This window comes from Lactobacillus juensis, assembly GCF_036246285.1.
Taxonomy (GTDB): Bacteria; Bacillota; Bacilli; order Lactobacillales; family Lactobacillaceae; genus Lactobacillus; species Lactobacillus juensis.
Genome location: NZ_BTTS01000001.1, coordinates 628,259 through 643,149 on the forward strand (window position 1 = coordinate 628,259; position 14,891 = coordinate 643,149).

The following is a 14,891-nucleotide window of genomic DNA, read 5'->3' on the forward strand; positions in this document are numbered from 1 at the left end:
GTCAACTAAAATACGGAAATTTTCTAATTTAATTTGTCAAGGACTGGAGTTACCTTGATATGAATACATTTGAAATTGTTAAAAAATTATGCGCACAAAAACATTTAACGCTTGCGCAAGTTAATGATAAAGCTGGTTTAGGAAAGAACTCTATATACAGTTGGAAAACTAGTAAGCCGGGAATGGAAAACTTAAAAAAGGTTGCTAATGTATTACACACTTCAGTAGACTACTTACTAGGAAATACTGATGATCCTTCTCCTTCTTCTAACAAAGGTCATTCAGCTATTGATATAGAAAACGATGAATTGTTATCTTATCGTGGTCGTCCTATTCCAGATGATTATCTAGATATTATTAAAAAACTAATGGACTCCGATATTGAAAGGGGCAAAAGGCGTGAATGATTTAATTAGATATCTTTTTATTTTTGCTTTTGATCACGATATCGGTGTTCTATTAATTAGCACCTGCGAAGAATATAATTCACTAGCAGATAAAACTAAAAAAACAATTATTATTAATACAAACTGGAAAAAACAGAATGAACTTCCATTCATTATCGGTCACGAAATTGGTCACATCATGAATGGCGATACTAATAATGATATTGAATACTATTGTGGCAGTCCGATTACATCTGTGGAACGTAAGGCTGATCTATATTCGCTTAATCTAATATACAAGTATGCATCCAGTCAGTTTGAAACATTTGATGAGCCTGGCATTTTTATGGAACAGTTTGGCATCCCTTATCGTATGAAATTCGATGTGTACAGACTGTTTAAAGAAAATGATGATCTAGTATTCTAATCTCAATGAAAACGTTATAATACATAAAACTTAATTTAGGAGGAATATTATGAGCAAGACATGTGCAATATGTGGTCAAAAACTATCTTTCAATAATCAAGGATATTCCGTTGGTAAAGAAAAAATATGTTCTGATGACAATAACTATTTAATCAAAGCACTAGGCTATAAATTACCTTTGGGCATAAAAGATACTGTAAAGGTTGAACTTGATAAAGGGAGATTACCTTTCAAAGAAGCCAAAAATTTAATTGAACAACAAAAGCTAAAAGATTCCATTGAACACCAGAAAACTTTAAATCAATTAAGACAGCAGTCCGAGATAGTTAAAAAAGAAGCTGTTGTTACCTCTGCTCCTAAAAATGTAGGACCTATTTCTGAACCTGAGCCTGAAGCCGTGGATAATGCTAACCAAGAGCTCAAATCAGAAAACAATACTTATAGCAGTCAGACTGACGAAACAGCTAACGTTACCGAACAATCAGTACAAGAAGAAAAAACAAGCAAGTTAGAAAAGGCTGTAAAAGTTACAAGCATGATAGGATCTGTTATAAACTCCATGCGACAACCACATTGTCCAAAATGCAGATCAACAAATGTTCAAGCCGTAGGTCAACATCGTAAAGGCTTTTCTGTTGGTAAAGCTGTTGCTGGTACAGCATTATCTGGAGGACTTGGTGCTATAGCAGGATTTGCAGGTAAAAATACCAAAAAGGTAGATATGATTTGTATGAACTGTGGTAAAAAATTTAGATTCTAAAGAAAACACATTGTCCATTAAATAATCGACAAATCTAATGTGATTTACAAAGAAGACAAAAATAATAGTTACAAACGAATACAAAACAAAAAAAGCTATTAAGAATCTGCTTGGAAAACTAGTTCTTAATAGCTTAATATCACAACAGGGTTATGCCCTTTTGCATACCCTATTATAGCATAGGAGATAAAATTTAAAATGGCTTATATTAAAAAGCGTGGTAAATCTTGGCAGGCACAGGTATCTTGGTATGATGAGCAAAATAAACGTAAATATAAGACTAAAAGTGGCTTTGCAACAAAAATGCAAGCCAAAAAATGGGCTAATGAATTTGAAGTAGCTAAAGACAAAAACCTAATATCAGATCAAGATCCAATTTTTGCAGATTATTTTGAGGAATGGTATAAACGTTACAAAGCTCCAGGAAAATCGAATAACACAAAAAGTAGATACGCCCATATTTACCTGCTTTTAAAAGAAACCTTTGGCAAAACTAAGTTATCAAAAATGTCCCGTAATAAATATCAGGACTTTCTTAATGCTTATGGTAAAAATCATGCAAAAGATACAGTTCAGAAAACTAACGGTACAATTAGAAGCTGCGTAAAGGATGCTGTAAGTGATGGCTTAGTTAGAATTAATTTCACTGATAGAATTAATTTAACTTGGAACGAAGACAAAACAAGAAAAATAGAATATCTCAATTTTAAGCAAGTTCAGCAATTAAAGACTCTGTTACTTAAAGATATTAAGCCATCATATGTCAGTCGATATATGCTATTAACAATTATCTACACTGGCATGAGACCAGGAGAAATAAGAGTTTTAACTTGGGACGATATAGACTTTAATCATCTTGAAATACATATAACCAAGTCTTGGGATTATGATAATAATAAAATTATTAATTATGATTCTAATGAGATTAATAAAGAAACCAAAAATAAAACTTCAACTAGAGTAATCAAAGTTGATCAGAAACTATTAGACATATTAAAACAATTAAAAGTAAATAATCATCAAAGATTATTTATTGATAGTGCAGGTACCATTCCTACTTCAAATGCAGTTAATAAAGTTTTACGAAAACAATTAGAGAAATTAGGAATTAAGAAGAAAGGTTTCCATTTCCACAGCCTAAGACATACTCATGTAGCATTGCTTTTATTTAAGGGAGTAGATCTATACTCTATTTCTAAGAGATTAGGTCATTCAAATATGAGTATTACAGCTAATACATATGCTTACATGCTGGATGAACTTAAACAGAAATCTGATAGTCAAATTGTCAAAGTGCTGGATGAAATATAGCACTTCAGCGAGCATTTGGCGAACATCAATACATAAAAAGCCTTTAACCACAATGGTTAGAGGCTTTTATTTATGGAGGTGAGGGGAATTGAACCCCTGTCCAAACGCATTCCGTCACTGACATCTACGATCATAGTTATATTATTTGAACTTCACTAGTCCAAAACGCCATATAACAGGGCTAGTATGGACTAGCTAACCTGGAATGACTCTTTTTAACTATTCAGATGAGGTAGTTAAACGTAACTCACTAAGTTGATACTTGAATTCAGACGTGAGTAATCCGAAAACAAGCAACACATGCGCCTAAATTAGGCAGCTAATGCGTAAGAATTTTCTTTATTTGCAGTTATAAAACTGTGACGTTTTTACGTAGACGTGACCTACGAACCGCAGTCAATGCGAATCTACGCCTGTCGAATCCCAAAACACCCCCGCTTTGGGTAAAAACAATTATAGCATAATATAGCAAACTTGCCTAATATTATAAAATCCTTTCTTATTTATCAAAAAACAAATTTTTCAAAAGCCAAGGCTATACCATCTTGATCATTCGATGCAGTTTCAAAGTCAGCTTGTTTTTTTGCTTCTGCAGAACCATTATCCATGACTACTGAAGTTCCAGCTACTTGAAACATTGGTATGTCATTTCGTTCATCCCCAATTGCCATTATTTCTTCCGTTTTGTAATTTAACTTTTGTGCTAAGTACTGTAATGCAATACCTTTATTAACATTGGCATGCATTACTTCTAAAAAATTAACGGCTGCTCTGACAACATAATTATCTTGACCAAAAACATGCTTAACTTCAGCTTCAATTTTATCTAGTTTTTCTTTTTCATCGCCAAAAACGGCTTTGATAACAGTTTCATTACTTGATAAATCTTGTGGTTTCCTAATCAATAATCCGGCATTGTTTTCCCATGCCTGCGTTACTGTTATTCTACCCACATTCAAATTGCTGGTAATAATTTGACTGTCAGCATTCACAATATTATAAAAAACTTTGTTTTTCTGACTAAATTTGTCAATTGCTTCATAAGTTTTTGCAGACAAACATTTCTCAAGTAATTTTACGTGCAACCCTGTTTCAATTACGGCACCATTAAAAGTTATTACATATTGATTATTGTTATTCAACGCTAATTCATCAATGAATTTTTTAACTCCAGCATAGGGTCTTCCTGAACATAAGACCACTTTAACATTTTTGCTAATTGCTTTTGTAATTGCTTCTCGAGAAGATTCTAGAATCTTACCTTGACTATTTAATAAAGTATCATCAACATCAACAGCTACTAATTTAATCATTTATGTTTCTTTCTAACAGTTAGTTATTATATATCGTGGCTTCTAAGCTTACTTTTCATTATACAGAAATTTTAAAAATAAAAAATTGTATATCTAAACGATTTTAAACATTTATTTATGTTAACTGTTAACACAAAATATGTAAATTCTATAACTAAGTCACTTCTAAGATCAGCAAATCTACCGCATATTAGCTCATTTTCAAAGCAAAAGAAAAACCGTTAAGAAACTTTCTTAACGGTCCATATATTTTTCTAAATATATTAATCTAAATGTGCTAATCGAACAACATCACGTTCAATCATCAATTCTTCATCAGTTGGAATAATTAGAGCTTTGATCTTTGAATCTGGTTTAGTAATAAACTTCTCGCCATTGGATTTATTAGCTTCTAAGTCTGGCTTTAAGCCGATGAATTCAAAGGATTTCATAACATTTTCACGAATACCTGAATCATGCTCCCCTACACCAGCGGTGAAAATAATCGCGTCTGCACCTTTCATTTCCACCATATAAGAACCAATATATTGGATGACACGATTTACAAAAATAGCTCTTGCAAGATCAGCTTTTTTATCAGAATTATTCTCTAGGTCTCGCATATCAGAAGAAATTTCAGAAATTCCCAGCAGACCAGACTTATCATTTAAAATGTCAATCATTTCGTTAATATCAATATGATCTTTATTCATGATATATTGCAAAACAGACGGGTCAACGTCACCTGAGCGAGTACCCATCGTAATGCCAGCTAATGGAGTGAAGCCCATAGATGTATCAAAAGATTTGCCATCTTTAACTGCAGTAATTGAAGCTCCTGAACCAAGGTGACAAACAATCAGTCTCAAATCTTTGGCATCCTTACCAAGCATTTGAGCAGCACGACCAACAATATAACGAACGGAAGTGCCATGAGCACCATACTTGCGCACACCATATTTTTCATAATATTGATAGGGAATTGAGTACATATAATGTACGGGATCCAAAGTCTGATGGAATGAAGTATCAAAAACGCCTACTTCTGGAACACCAGGCAGTAATTTCATAAAGGCTTCAATACCTTTACCTTCAGCTGGATTATGAAGTGGTGCATATTCCTTCAAATCATAAACTTTTTGTAGATTTTTCTTATCAATTAGAGCAGAATCTTTAAAGTCTTCTCCTCCCGCAACTATTCTATGACCAACCCCTACAATTTCACTCAAATCGCTAATCACATGATATTCTTTTAAAGCCTTAAGCAGCAAATTAACAGCAGTTTCCTGATCTGGAATTGCCACATCCTCAGTGTGTTTTTCACCATTAGCCAATTCAATTTCAAAGGAAGAGCCATCAATACCAACTCTGTCAGCAAGTCCACTAGCTAAGACCTTTTCTTCAGGTAACGCAAACAACTTATATTTAAATGAAGAACTGCCTGAGTTGATTGCTAAAACTTTTTTCATAAATCTAATTCCTCCATAAACATGACTTTATAAATTTCACAAATCAATTAATGTTTTTAGTATACCACTCATTTAGTTTGACATTAAGCTTTATTAGGTCCTGTTCACTCTTAAATGAGTCTAACTTTGTGAGAAAAACTTCACTATTTCTGGCATTTTTTCCATGATTTTGAAAAACTAAAATTGATTTTTGATTAAATTTATTCTGAAAGGCACTATCAGGTAACTCAATTATTGCACGCAAAAAAACCTTATCACTTAGCCATGGCATAAAGTCACTACCACCCTTGCCAGACAAAATATTTTGAGGCACTATCAGGAAAGCATAGCCACCGGCTTTAAGATTTTTAATGATCTGTTCAATAAATAAAAGGTGAGCAAGCGAGTGACCATTTTCAGATTTGGTAGCAAAATTTTTAGCATTTTTATCAAGTGGATAATAGCCAACTGGCAAATCGCTTACTACAACATCAGGGCTTTTAAACATCCATGGAGTTAAAGCATCCTGGCAAAACATTTCAATATTAATATCATTCAAATGAGCTTCAATATCAGCAAAACTTAACATTTCTTCATCATTGTCAATACCATAAAGTTCAAAATTAGACTTTGAGTGATTAGCACTTTTTAACTGACTGATTACAGAAAATAATAAATTCCCAGTTCCAATTGCAGGATCAACAATTGTCAATTTTTCTTTTGGTAAAAGTTTTAACATAAACATTGCAATTACTGTTGAAATCGCAGGCGGTGTTGGCATTTGATTGACATCCAATCCATCCTCATTAACCGCTTTTAAAGTTAAATAGGTAAAAATCTGCAGCTTTAATTTATTGGAAAGTTTATTATAATTTAATTTTGCATATTTTTGACTCAATTCTTGAACAGCTTTTTTATCGGGAGCACCCAGCTCAACCTTAATTTGATTATTTTCAAGGTTATCAAAAGTTTCCGTCAGAGCATCTCCAAACGAGACATTTAATGCCTCTTGTAAACAGTTAACACAGTCTAAGAAATCATTAAACAGTTTTTCAATTTTATCCATTGCTTATTCCCCTTATCTCTTAAACATTTTAATAGAAAAAAGGTAATTAGAGCAAGAGAATCAATCATTAATTAAATATTCAATTAATAAAAAATCATTTTCCATACTCTCTTGATAAATATCCAGATAAAATTGAATAAAAATTAAACAAGTGATTAATACCAGAATACTGCTCAGAAACGCATTAGCTTTTAGTCTTATGCTTTTGCTTTTGATCATTTAATTCCTTCTCTTTATTCTTTGGTCTAGAGCCAAATTTAAAATACAACTCTGATGTTCTGCCATCTGCTTCCGTAACTTTTATTTTCAACAATCTATTTGCAGTGGTAAAACTAGACTTATTTACATTTAATAATAGCGGCATGTGTCCGCCTTCAGGAGTAGTAACGCGCAACATCTTTTTATATTGTGTCAAACGATATATTGTATCTTTTCCCTGCGCATCGCTCTTTTTAAAAACTGCCTTTTCAGAATTGGATCGCTCTGGTAAAGTATATATTCTTTCATTTTGTTTCTCTTTAATAAACCGGTTGAGCTGCACATAAGAAAATACAACGTCATCTGTTCGATGCTGAACTTTATTTGCTAGAGTAAGACTTTTTACTAAATTTTGTAAAATGAGAACTACTAATATCGTCACAAAGACTGCAAATACAGCTTCTGCCAAAATAAAACCTTTAGTATTTAATTTTGTATATCTTTCTTTCTGATTCATCATAAATGCTATTATTACCATAAAGTTTATAAATATGATCGTGGATTAATATTCTTTTAATTCCATGCTTTTTCAAAACACTCCAAGCATATGTTCGGTCAGTTTTTTGCTCTATTCTGCGTTCGATTACTCTACTTTCTCTAATAGTTAATGCTAAAGTTGTAACACTAACTAATGCAATCATTAAACCGACCATACTCTCTGCCATCATAAAACCGCTTTTTTTCTTATTTATCATCAATTGCTCGTCCCCAGGTCATTTGCAACTTCACTCTTCTTGTGTATTGATGGTTAGTAACAGTAATTGTGTGAGGCGGTAACGAGCCACTAATTGAAATTTTTAATAGACTTAAGTTACTTATACTTATTTGCGGTTTCATTTTTATTATCTGCGGCTTTTTTCCACCAATAATTATCAATTTTTTTGACGGAGGATAATATCTGACTATACTTGTGCGATTTTGTATAGCTGATCTTCTTGCTGCATGTTCAATAGAGCTCTTAATTTCTTTAACTGTATTTTCCAGTATTAGTTTTTCTCTATATTCATTTATTTTTATAGCACCTAAACCGGCTAAACCAAGCGTAATAGTGAGGGTAACAACCATTTCAACTAGAGTAAAACCCTGTAACTTAGACTTATTTAGCATTTCTTTCAACTACACCATCAGTAACCGTATAGTTTTTAGACTTTGAGAATTGTTTCTTCGTTAAGTAGCCATCATCAAACATATTTTGAAAGTTAATTTCTTTACCATTACGGTCTTTATCATCCTCATAAAGTGTAGCTTGAGTTTGCAAGGTTGTTTTAAAAGCATCATTAGTCCTTTCATTTGCACTATTTTTCTGCTTAGTTAAATTTGGTGCAATGATTATAAGCAGCATCACTATGATTGCAACCACTACTACCATTTCAATCAAAGTAAAACCTTTTACCTTACGTTTATCAGTTGTAGATTTTGTTATGATGTTTTTCACTTTTTCCTCCTATATTTCCTGCATCATTGCATACATTGGCAATAAAAGTTTCAAATATAATCCAATAATGCATAAACCAATTAAAATAAAACAAATGGGTTGAACATTTACTATTAGTTTTTCTATTTTTTGTGTTAGATCGTTAAAAAAAGAACGTCCTAATAATAAAAACTTCTTACTCAAGTCATCTCTTGTTGATCCGGCTTTTAATAGCAATAAAATTTCATTAGGCAAAAATTGCTCTTTTTCTATGATTTCTTCAGGATTCATCCCCTTAGCCAGCTGTTTTCCAACCTTTTTTCCTACATATTGCTGTAAAGATCCCTTAACTTGCATAGCTGAATAGTCACAAATCTTTTGCAAGGAAAAGCCACTAGCCAGTAGTAGTCCGGTGTCATAGATCAAGATATATTTCACATAAATTTGAATTAACGGCCCAACAATTGGAAAGCTACTAAGTCTCTTCAAAGAGCGATAATCTTGTTTTCTCAATAAGAAAATCATTCTACACATGAAATAAACTAAACTTAAACTCAAAATTAATAAAAGCAATAACAGGTAGTCTCCAGTATGTTCGCCAGATTCAGCAAACTGATTAGATACAAAAGTTTGCATAAATAACAGAAGAAAAATCATCATTAACACTAAAATGAAAGGGTATGTCATTTCAGATTTCAACTTTTTTATTTGCTCCTGTTTCAAACGAGTAAGAGTCGCAATTTGGGTTAAACATTCAATTAGGTTTCCCTGTACCATTGATAGCTCAATCTGAGTAGCAATAGTCTTGGAAAAACCCAAATTCAACATTTCAGAACTTAGTTTCTTTCCAGACCTAATTCTTTTACTTAACCTATTAAATAAAATCTTCTTTTTAGGCCATATTATTGGCATCATTTCCAAACTCGTATTTAATGAAAAACCATTTGACAAACTATTTTGCAAATATTCAAGAAATTCTAAGCGCTCTTTATTTGATAATTTATCCTGCCTGAAATTTTTCAAAGACTTGTTCACTAATTTTATTCCTCTCCCTTAACGTGACCATATTGTGATGCCAATTAACATAATCACCTCGCTTATGCTTGCTTATGTCCGCTTGTAATCGGCGGCCACTATCAATGTCCATTAAGCAGGCAAAACCCTTATCAGTTGGTAATAGTCGTTGATAACTGACCGCGGTCAGGCAGTTATAAAGATCTGCCGTGTTAATCTGTAGACTTTCTAATCTCGAAATGGTCTGCAGAGTACTCTTAGCATGGACAGTTGCTAAAACAAGATGACCACTTAAAGCCGCATCTACTGCAAGCCTGGCCGTTATTGCATTTCTGATTTCACCAATTATTAAAATATCTGGTCTATGACGTAATGCTGCCTCAAGCAATTTGGAATATGTAATTTCTGCTGTGAGATTAACCTGCGTTTGCAAAAAATTTATTTCATGTATTTCCACTGGATCTTCAATTGTCATGACCATCTGGTTTTGCCCAATCATTTTTGCCAAGTTATACATAGTTGTAGACTTACCAGAGCCAGTTGGACCACTGGTGACTATTAAACCTCTTTGCTGTGCCAAAGTTTTCAGAATTTCTATTTGCTCATTAAAAAAATATTCACCTGTATTTATCTGATAAATAATTCTAATTACCAGTGATTCACAGTCATTAAAGTCTCCAATACTGGATAAACGCAGATAATATATTTGATCATGAAAATGATACTCAAAAGCTCCTACCTGTGGCCTACGATGTTCGGCAATATCCATTTGAGCAGCAAATTTCAAAAAATTGATAATTTCCTTGCCTTCATTTATAGAATATTCAGCCTGATTTTCTAAACCTGTTATTGTGCGGAATTTAACAACCAAATTATCACCAACTATTAAAAAGAAAATGTCACTCGAATGCTCATTTATCGCGTCTTCAATTAAAGAATTAGCAGCTTCTTTGATTTTCATAAAAAACCTCCTTTCCTTGCGACCATAATTAATTACGCAAAAAAGCAAACTTTTTTCAGATATATTCAAAAAAACTAGAAAACTTCTAAAATAAGCTTTATAAAATATAATATAGGATTTATATTTCATTCTTTTGAAGATAAATTAATAAAAAGTTATTTATGCTTTGCTTATATTAAGCCTAAACAAGCAAAAAAATTCTCTAGAACCGAAATTTCGATTCTAGAGAATCCATTAAATTAAATGAATATTTTCTTATTCTTCGTCAGCTGCAGCCGTATAGACATTCTGAACATCATCGTCATCTTCTAGAGCATCAACTAAATGGTCAAATTGCTCTTTTTTATCATCTGGAACAGGCGTTGTGTTTTCAGGTATCATTGTCAATTCTGCATTGGCTAACTTATAGCCATCTTTTTCTAATGCATCCCGAACTTGTGCAAATTGTTTTGGATCTGTATAAATTTCATAAGCGTCATCGCTGGTTTGCAAGTCATCTCCACCAGCATCCATCACGTCAAGTAACATCTGATCTTCATCAGCATCAGTAGTTGTGCGATCAATGACAATATAACCTTTACGATTGAACATATAAGCAACAGAACCAGTTGCTCCTAAAGAACCACCGTTACGAGTAAAGGCTACTCTAACTGCAGAAGCTGTCCGGTTCTTATTATCAGTCAGTGCTTCAACAAAGACAGCTACACCACCTGGTGCGTATCCTTCATAAGTGATTTCATCATAATGCTCTTCTGAATTGCCCTCTGCCTTTTTAATAGCACGGTCAATATTCGACTTAGGCATATTGTTAGCATGAGCCTTGTCCATAACCATACGCAAGTTAGGATTTCCGGAAGGGTCAGGACCACCGTTCTTTGCAGCCATGTAAATTTCACGAGATAATTTTTGGAAAATCTTACCCCTCTTTGCGTCTTGTGCATTCTTGCGGCCTTGAATATTGTGCCATTTTGAGTGTCCTGACATTTAAGAATCCTTCTTTCTTTTCTTATCATTAACGTAATTATCTTACCGCAGAGGACCATAAATTTCAATACAAGCAACTATTTCTCCTGCTTTTTTAATTAAATATGAATGTGCTTTCATTAAAATAAGTTTATCTAGCCTCTGGTCATCCTTTTATTTAATTAGTAAAATAAAAACATTAGTTGTTTTTCAAAGGAGAGAACTTTAGTGGAAGAAATAAATTCAAACAAAAAATATATTTCTTGGCCCGTTTTAACCTTAATGGCTTTTTGTACCGTTATTGGGTTAGACGATATAATGTACAACTTCCAAAACCAGGGAATGCCGGTTGTAACTTCATGGATTATCATGTGCTTATTCTATGTTATTCCTTATTCTTTAATGGTTGGGCAACTAGGATCCGTTTTTAACAGTGAAGGTGGAGGTTTATCTTCTTGGGTTCGTGGGACTAATGGCGAATTTCTGGGATATTTTACTGCCTGGACATACTGGGCTGCTTCTATTCCCTATGCTGTTGATTCTGCTAATGAAATTATAGTTGACATTGGTTGGGCGCTGACAGGTTCGGAAAAATTTCAAAGCCAAATCTCTAACACAAAATTTGCTTTGATGACATTTGCCATGTTTATTATTTTCATTATTGTTGAACATTACTTTTCTCACTCAATGGAAGTCTTATCTACCATTGGTGGTGGACTCATGCTTATTATGACCTTGATGTTTGTTTTCCTGGCATTTCTAGGACTGGCAAAATCAGGTGGTCATATGGCTACACAGCCATTTACCTGGCGGACATTAATTCCCAAGTTTGACATGCATTATTGGACAACTATCGCAATGCTCATTTATGCCTTAAATGGCTGTGAACTTGTTGCTCCTTATGTAACCAAAATGAAAAAGCCTAAGTCTGACTTTCCTAAAGCCATGATCGCACTTGCCTTAATGACTATTTTTTTAACAGTTTTCGGTTCATTTGCTCTGGGAATATATTTCAACAGTTATCATATTCCAAACGATTTAAAAATGAATGGTGCCTACTATGTCTTTGATATGGTTGGGCATCAATACGGTTGGGGCAAAACTTTGCTTTATGTATGGGCTTGGACTTCTGTTTTCTACAATGCTGCTTTATTAGCAGTGCTGCTTGACGCCATGACCAGAATGCTTATTTCTGATACTGGTGATAAGTACATGCCTAAATTTTTACAGAAAAAAGATAAAAACGGCCTTCCTATCAATGGCTACGTATTAACCGTTTCTTTATCAGCATTTATCATGCTCTTGGGTATCTTTTTACCAGACATGAACGACATTTTTAATTGGCTATTGAACTTAAATGGCATCATCTCACCAGGAGTAACTTGCTGGATATTTTTCTCCTTCATGCAAATTAGGAAAAACTCTAAAAAATTTACTTCAGACTATGTCTTTATTAAAAACGATAAATTAGGATATCTTGCAGGACTATTTTTACTAATAGTTACTGCTGCAGCTACTATTTTAGGCATTGCACCACAAGACATTAAAAAATTCAGCGGTTATTGGTGGTATGAACTAATTATCAACATCGTTGCCATTATTGTTTTAATTGGCCTAGGTGTAATATTACCAAGCATCAGACGTCGTGAAGAAGAATATGGCATTGCATTTAACCGTAAACAATGGATCACTATGTTCATCTTAATCATTGGTTCAATTATCTTTGACCTTTATTTAGGCGAAAAAAATGCTTTATTTAATAATGCAGTTATTAATTTTGGTCAGGTAAAAATTGGTATAAATATCTTCCTGATTATTATCGAAACAGTATTCGCAATTTTAATCTGCTGGCTAGTTGGCAAAAGAAAACCCATTACAACTAAATAAATATAGATAAAAGCAGGAATGTTGCTAATAACGTTTCTGCTTTTGCTTTTATTTTGCTTTTAAATTAATGAATATCTGGAGTTAAACCTGACGCTAATTACTATATAATATACCTGAGAACTTATATTAAGGAGATTAAAATGACACATATTCCCTTTAAAGCAGTAGCAGTAGACATGGACGGTACTTTTGAAAATGATGACAAACAATATGATCATCAACGCTTTGAAAAAATTTTAACCAAGTTGAGACAACATCACGTTCATTTTATAGTTTCCAGTGGTAGGCCATTATCACGTTTGCGCCAAGATTTCTATGATTTCTTGGACAGGATAGATATTGTAGCTGATAATGGTTCAATTCTCACTCAAGACAATAAAATAATTGTTCGTCACGTTTTTACCTATAAAACTGGTATTAAACTGATCAGTTTTATTGAAAATAATTATCCACAAGTACATATTGCCGCTAGTGGGTTAGATCATTCTTATATTAACAAAAAAGCCCCGACTCAATTTAAAAATATGATGCATTTCTTTTACCCCAATGTAGTAGAGATTGCAAAATTAGTTGACATACCTACAAGCGATAGTTTAACAAAGCTAACTCTAAACTGTTCCTCCAAGCTCGCTGGCGAACTAGAAAAAAAGTTCAATCAAACAAACCCTGAACATATTCACTGTACTACTAGTGGCTTCGATAATATTGATGTTATGCCCAACAATGTTAATAAAGGGCAAGGTATTAAATATTTTTTGAGATATTTCAATGTTAAACCAGAAGAACTCATAGCGTTTGGAGATGGCATGAATGACCGTGAAATGATTGAATTGGCTGGGTACAGTTATGCGATGAAAAACGGTCATGAAAAACTTAAAAAGATTGCAAAATATGAAGCACCATCAAATAATGAAATGGGCGTTTTACAAGTATTAGAAAGTTTTCTAGATTAAAATAAGTTTATATCAGTTATTTTAAAATCAATAAGGACAGATTTTCATGAGTTATATTGACGTAAGACACAATTATAAGCGCTATCAAACTGGAGATACTGAAATATTAGCCAATAATGATGTCAGTTTTACTGTGGAAAAAGGTGAATTGGCTATTATTTTAGGTGCTTCAGGAGCAGGTAAATCCACGATTTTGAACATTCTGGGCGGAATGGATACTAATAGTTCCGGGGATGTTATTATCGATGGCAAAAATATTGCTAAATATAATAAAAGACAACTAACCAGCTATCGCCGCACTGACATTGGTTTTGTTTTCCAATTTTATAATTTAATTCAAAATCTAACTGCAAGAGAAAATGTGGAATTGGCATCTGAAATAGTTCCAGATGCACTTGATCCGGTCAAAGCTTTGATAGATGTTGGTCTTAAAAATCGCATTAATAACTTTCCTGCAGAACTTTCAGGGGGTGAGCAACAAAGAGTGGCAATTGCTCGAGCAATAGCTAAAAACCCTAAAATTTTACTTTGTGACGAACCAACTGGCGCACTTGATTATCAAACCGGTAAAAGTGTTTTGCAAACCATTATCAATATGAGTCGTGAGAATGGTACTACAGTAGTCATAGTTACTCATAACAGTGCTTTAGCTCCCCTTGCAAACCGTGTGATTCACTTCCATGACGGCAAAGTTACGCAAATTGAAGAAAATAAACATCCAGCAGATATTGCCAGCGTTAAATGGTAGAAA

At 33.3% G+C, this 14,891-nt stretch carries 17 protein-coding genes and 1 other RNA gene; 7 read left to right on the forward strand and 11 right to left on the reverse strand.

Annotation, left to right across the window (positions count from 1 at the left end; translation table 11 throughout):
• The first annotated feature begins 59 nt into the window (after positions 1–59).
• The 4 genes from AAA926_RS02940 to AAA926_RS02955 all read left to right on the forward strand — a co-directional run bounded on the left by AAA926_RS02940 (position 60) and on the right by AAA926_RS02955 (position 2,884).
• Positions 60–407 carry a helix-turn-helix domain-containing protein gene (locus AAA926_RS02940; RefSeq protein ID WP_338211818.1) on the forward strand — a complete coding sequence of 116 codons (348 nt, stop codon included), beginning with the start codon at positions 60–62 and terminating at the stop codon, positions 405–407.
• Positions 400–813 (forward strand): M48 family metalloprotease, encoded by a 414-nt coding sequence (locus AAA926_RS02945; RefSeq protein WP_338211819.1) that lies wholly within the window; start codon positions 400–402, stop codon positions 811–813. The genes AAA926_RS02940 and AAA926_RS02945 overlap by 8 nt, the downstream gene beginning before the upstream one ends.
• A gap of 49 nt (positions 814–862) precedes the next feature.
• Positions 863–1,573 (forward strand): hypothetical protein, encoded by a 711-nt coding sequence (locus tag AAA926_RS02950; RefSeq protein ID WP_338211820.1) that lies wholly within the window; start codon positions 863–865, stop codon positions 1,571–1,573.
• Between the two features lie 198 nt (positions 1,574–1,771).
• On the forward strand, positions 1,772–2,884 hold the full coding sequence (locus AAA926_RS02955; protein ID WP_338211821.1) for a site-specific integrase: 1,113 nt from the start codon (positions 1,772–1,774) through the stop codon (positions 2,882–2,884).
• Between the two features lie 70 nt (positions 2,885–2,954).
• Here the strand turns inward: AAA926_RS02955 and ssrA are convergent.
• From ssrA to AAA926_RS03010, 11 genes are all read right to left on the reverse strand, one after another.
• Positions 2,955–3,320, reverse strand: a transfer-messenger RNA (tmRNA) gene (gene ssrA / locus AAA926_RS02960).
• Between the two features lie 70 nt (positions 3,321–3,390).
• Entirely contained in the window at positions 3,391–4,197 is an 807-nt protein-coding gene (locus AAA926_RS02965) for a Cof-type HAD-IIB family hydrolase (protein WP_198179492.1), read from the reverse strand.
• 263 nt (positions 4,198–4,460) lie between these two features.
• Positions 4,461–5,645, reverse strand: coding sequence for an acetate/propionate family kinase (locus AAA926_RS02970; RefSeq protein WP_198179494.1), 1,185 nt, complete (start codon positions 5,643–5,645; stop codon positions 4,461–4,463).
• A gap of 43 nt (positions 5,646–5,688) precedes the next feature.
• The gene (locus tag AAA926_RS02975; RefSeq protein ID WP_198179496.1) at positions 5,689–6,690 is read right to left on the reverse strand and encodes a class I SAM-dependent methyltransferase; all 1,002 of its coding nucleotides are present in this window, start codon (positions 6,688–6,690) and stop codon (positions 5,689–5,691) included.
• Positions 6,691–6,874: 184 nt separating this feature from the next.
• Positions 6,875–7,357 carry a competence type IV pilus minor pilin ComGF gene (locus AAA926_RS02980; protein WP_338211822.1) on the reverse strand — a complete coding sequence of 161 codons (483 nt, stop codon included), beginning with the start codon at positions 7,355–7,357 and terminating at the stop codon, positions 6,875–6,877.
• A gap of 10 nt (positions 7,358–7,367) precedes the next feature.
• On the reverse strand, positions 7,368–7,643 hold the full coding sequence (locus tag AAA926_RS02985; RefSeq protein ID WP_338211823.1) for a hypothetical protein: 276 nt from the start codon (positions 7,641–7,643) through the stop codon (positions 7,368–7,370).
• Positions 7,633–8,055 carry a pilus assembly FimT family protein gene (locus AAA926_RS02990; RefSeq protein ID WP_198179502.1) on the reverse strand — a complete coding sequence of 141 codons (423 nt, stop codon included), beginning with the start codon at positions 8,053–8,055 and terminating at the stop codon, positions 7,633–7,635. The genes AAA926_RS02985 and AAA926_RS02990 overlap by 11 nt, the downstream gene beginning before the upstream one ends.
• Positions 8,045–8,383 carry a competence type IV pilus major pilin ComGC gene (gene comGC, locus AAA926_RS02995; protein ID WP_370466769.1) on the reverse strand — a complete coding sequence of 113 codons (339 nt, stop codon included), beginning with the start codon at positions 8,381–8,383 and terminating at the stop codon, positions 8,045–8,047. Before comGC ends, AAA926_RS02990 begins: the two co-directional genes overlap by 11 nt.
• A gap of 9 nt (positions 8,384–8,392) precedes the next feature.
• Complete coding sequence (locus tag AAA926_RS03000; RefSeq protein WP_338211824.1) at positions 8,393–9,397, reverse strand: type II secretion system F family protein; 1,005 nt, start codon at positions 9,395–9,397, stop codon at positions 8,393–8,395.
• The gene (gene comGA, locus AAA926_RS03005) at positions 9,363–10,337 is read right to left on the reverse strand and encodes a competence type IV pilus ATPase ComGA (protein WP_338211825.1); all 975 of its coding nucleotides are present in this window, start codon (positions 10,335–10,337) and stop codon (positions 9,363–9,365) included. Before comGA ends, AAA926_RS03000 begins: the two co-directional genes overlap by 35 nt.
• A gap of 255 nt (positions 10,338–10,592) precedes the next feature.
• Complete coding sequence (locus tag AAA926_RS03010) at positions 10,593–11,321, reverse strand: YebC/PmpR family DNA-binding transcriptional regulator (RefSeq protein WP_338211826.1); 729 nt, start codon at positions 11,319–11,321, stop codon at positions 10,593–10,595.
• A gap of 261 nt (positions 11,322–11,582) precedes the next feature.
• Between AAA926_RS03010 and AAA926_RS03015 the strand changes: the two genes are divergently transcribed.
• The 3 genes from AAA926_RS03015 to AAA926_RS03025 all read left to right on the forward strand — a co-directional run bounded on the left by AAA926_RS03015 (position 11,583) and on the right by AAA926_RS03025 (position 14,888).
• Positions 11,583–13,187, forward strand: coding sequence for an APC family permease (locus tag AAA926_RS03015; RefSeq protein WP_370466784.1), 1,605 nt, complete (start codon positions 11,583–11,585; stop codon positions 13,185–13,187).
• A gap of 140 nt (positions 13,188–13,327) precedes the next feature.
• The gene (locus AAA926_RS03020; protein WP_338211828.1) at positions 13,328–14,140 is read left to right on the forward strand and encodes a Cof-type HAD-IIB family hydrolase; all 813 of its coding nucleotides are present in this window, start codon (positions 13,328–13,330) and stop codon (positions 14,138–14,140) included.
• A gap of 46 nt (positions 14,141–14,186) precedes the next feature.
• A complete protein-coding gene (locus AAA926_RS03025; RefSeq protein WP_034977613.1) occupies positions 14,187–14,888 on the forward strand; it encodes an ABC transporter ATP-binding protein in 702 nt (233 codons plus the stop codon).
• The last annotated feature ends 3 nt before the right edge of the window (positions 14,889–14,891 follow it).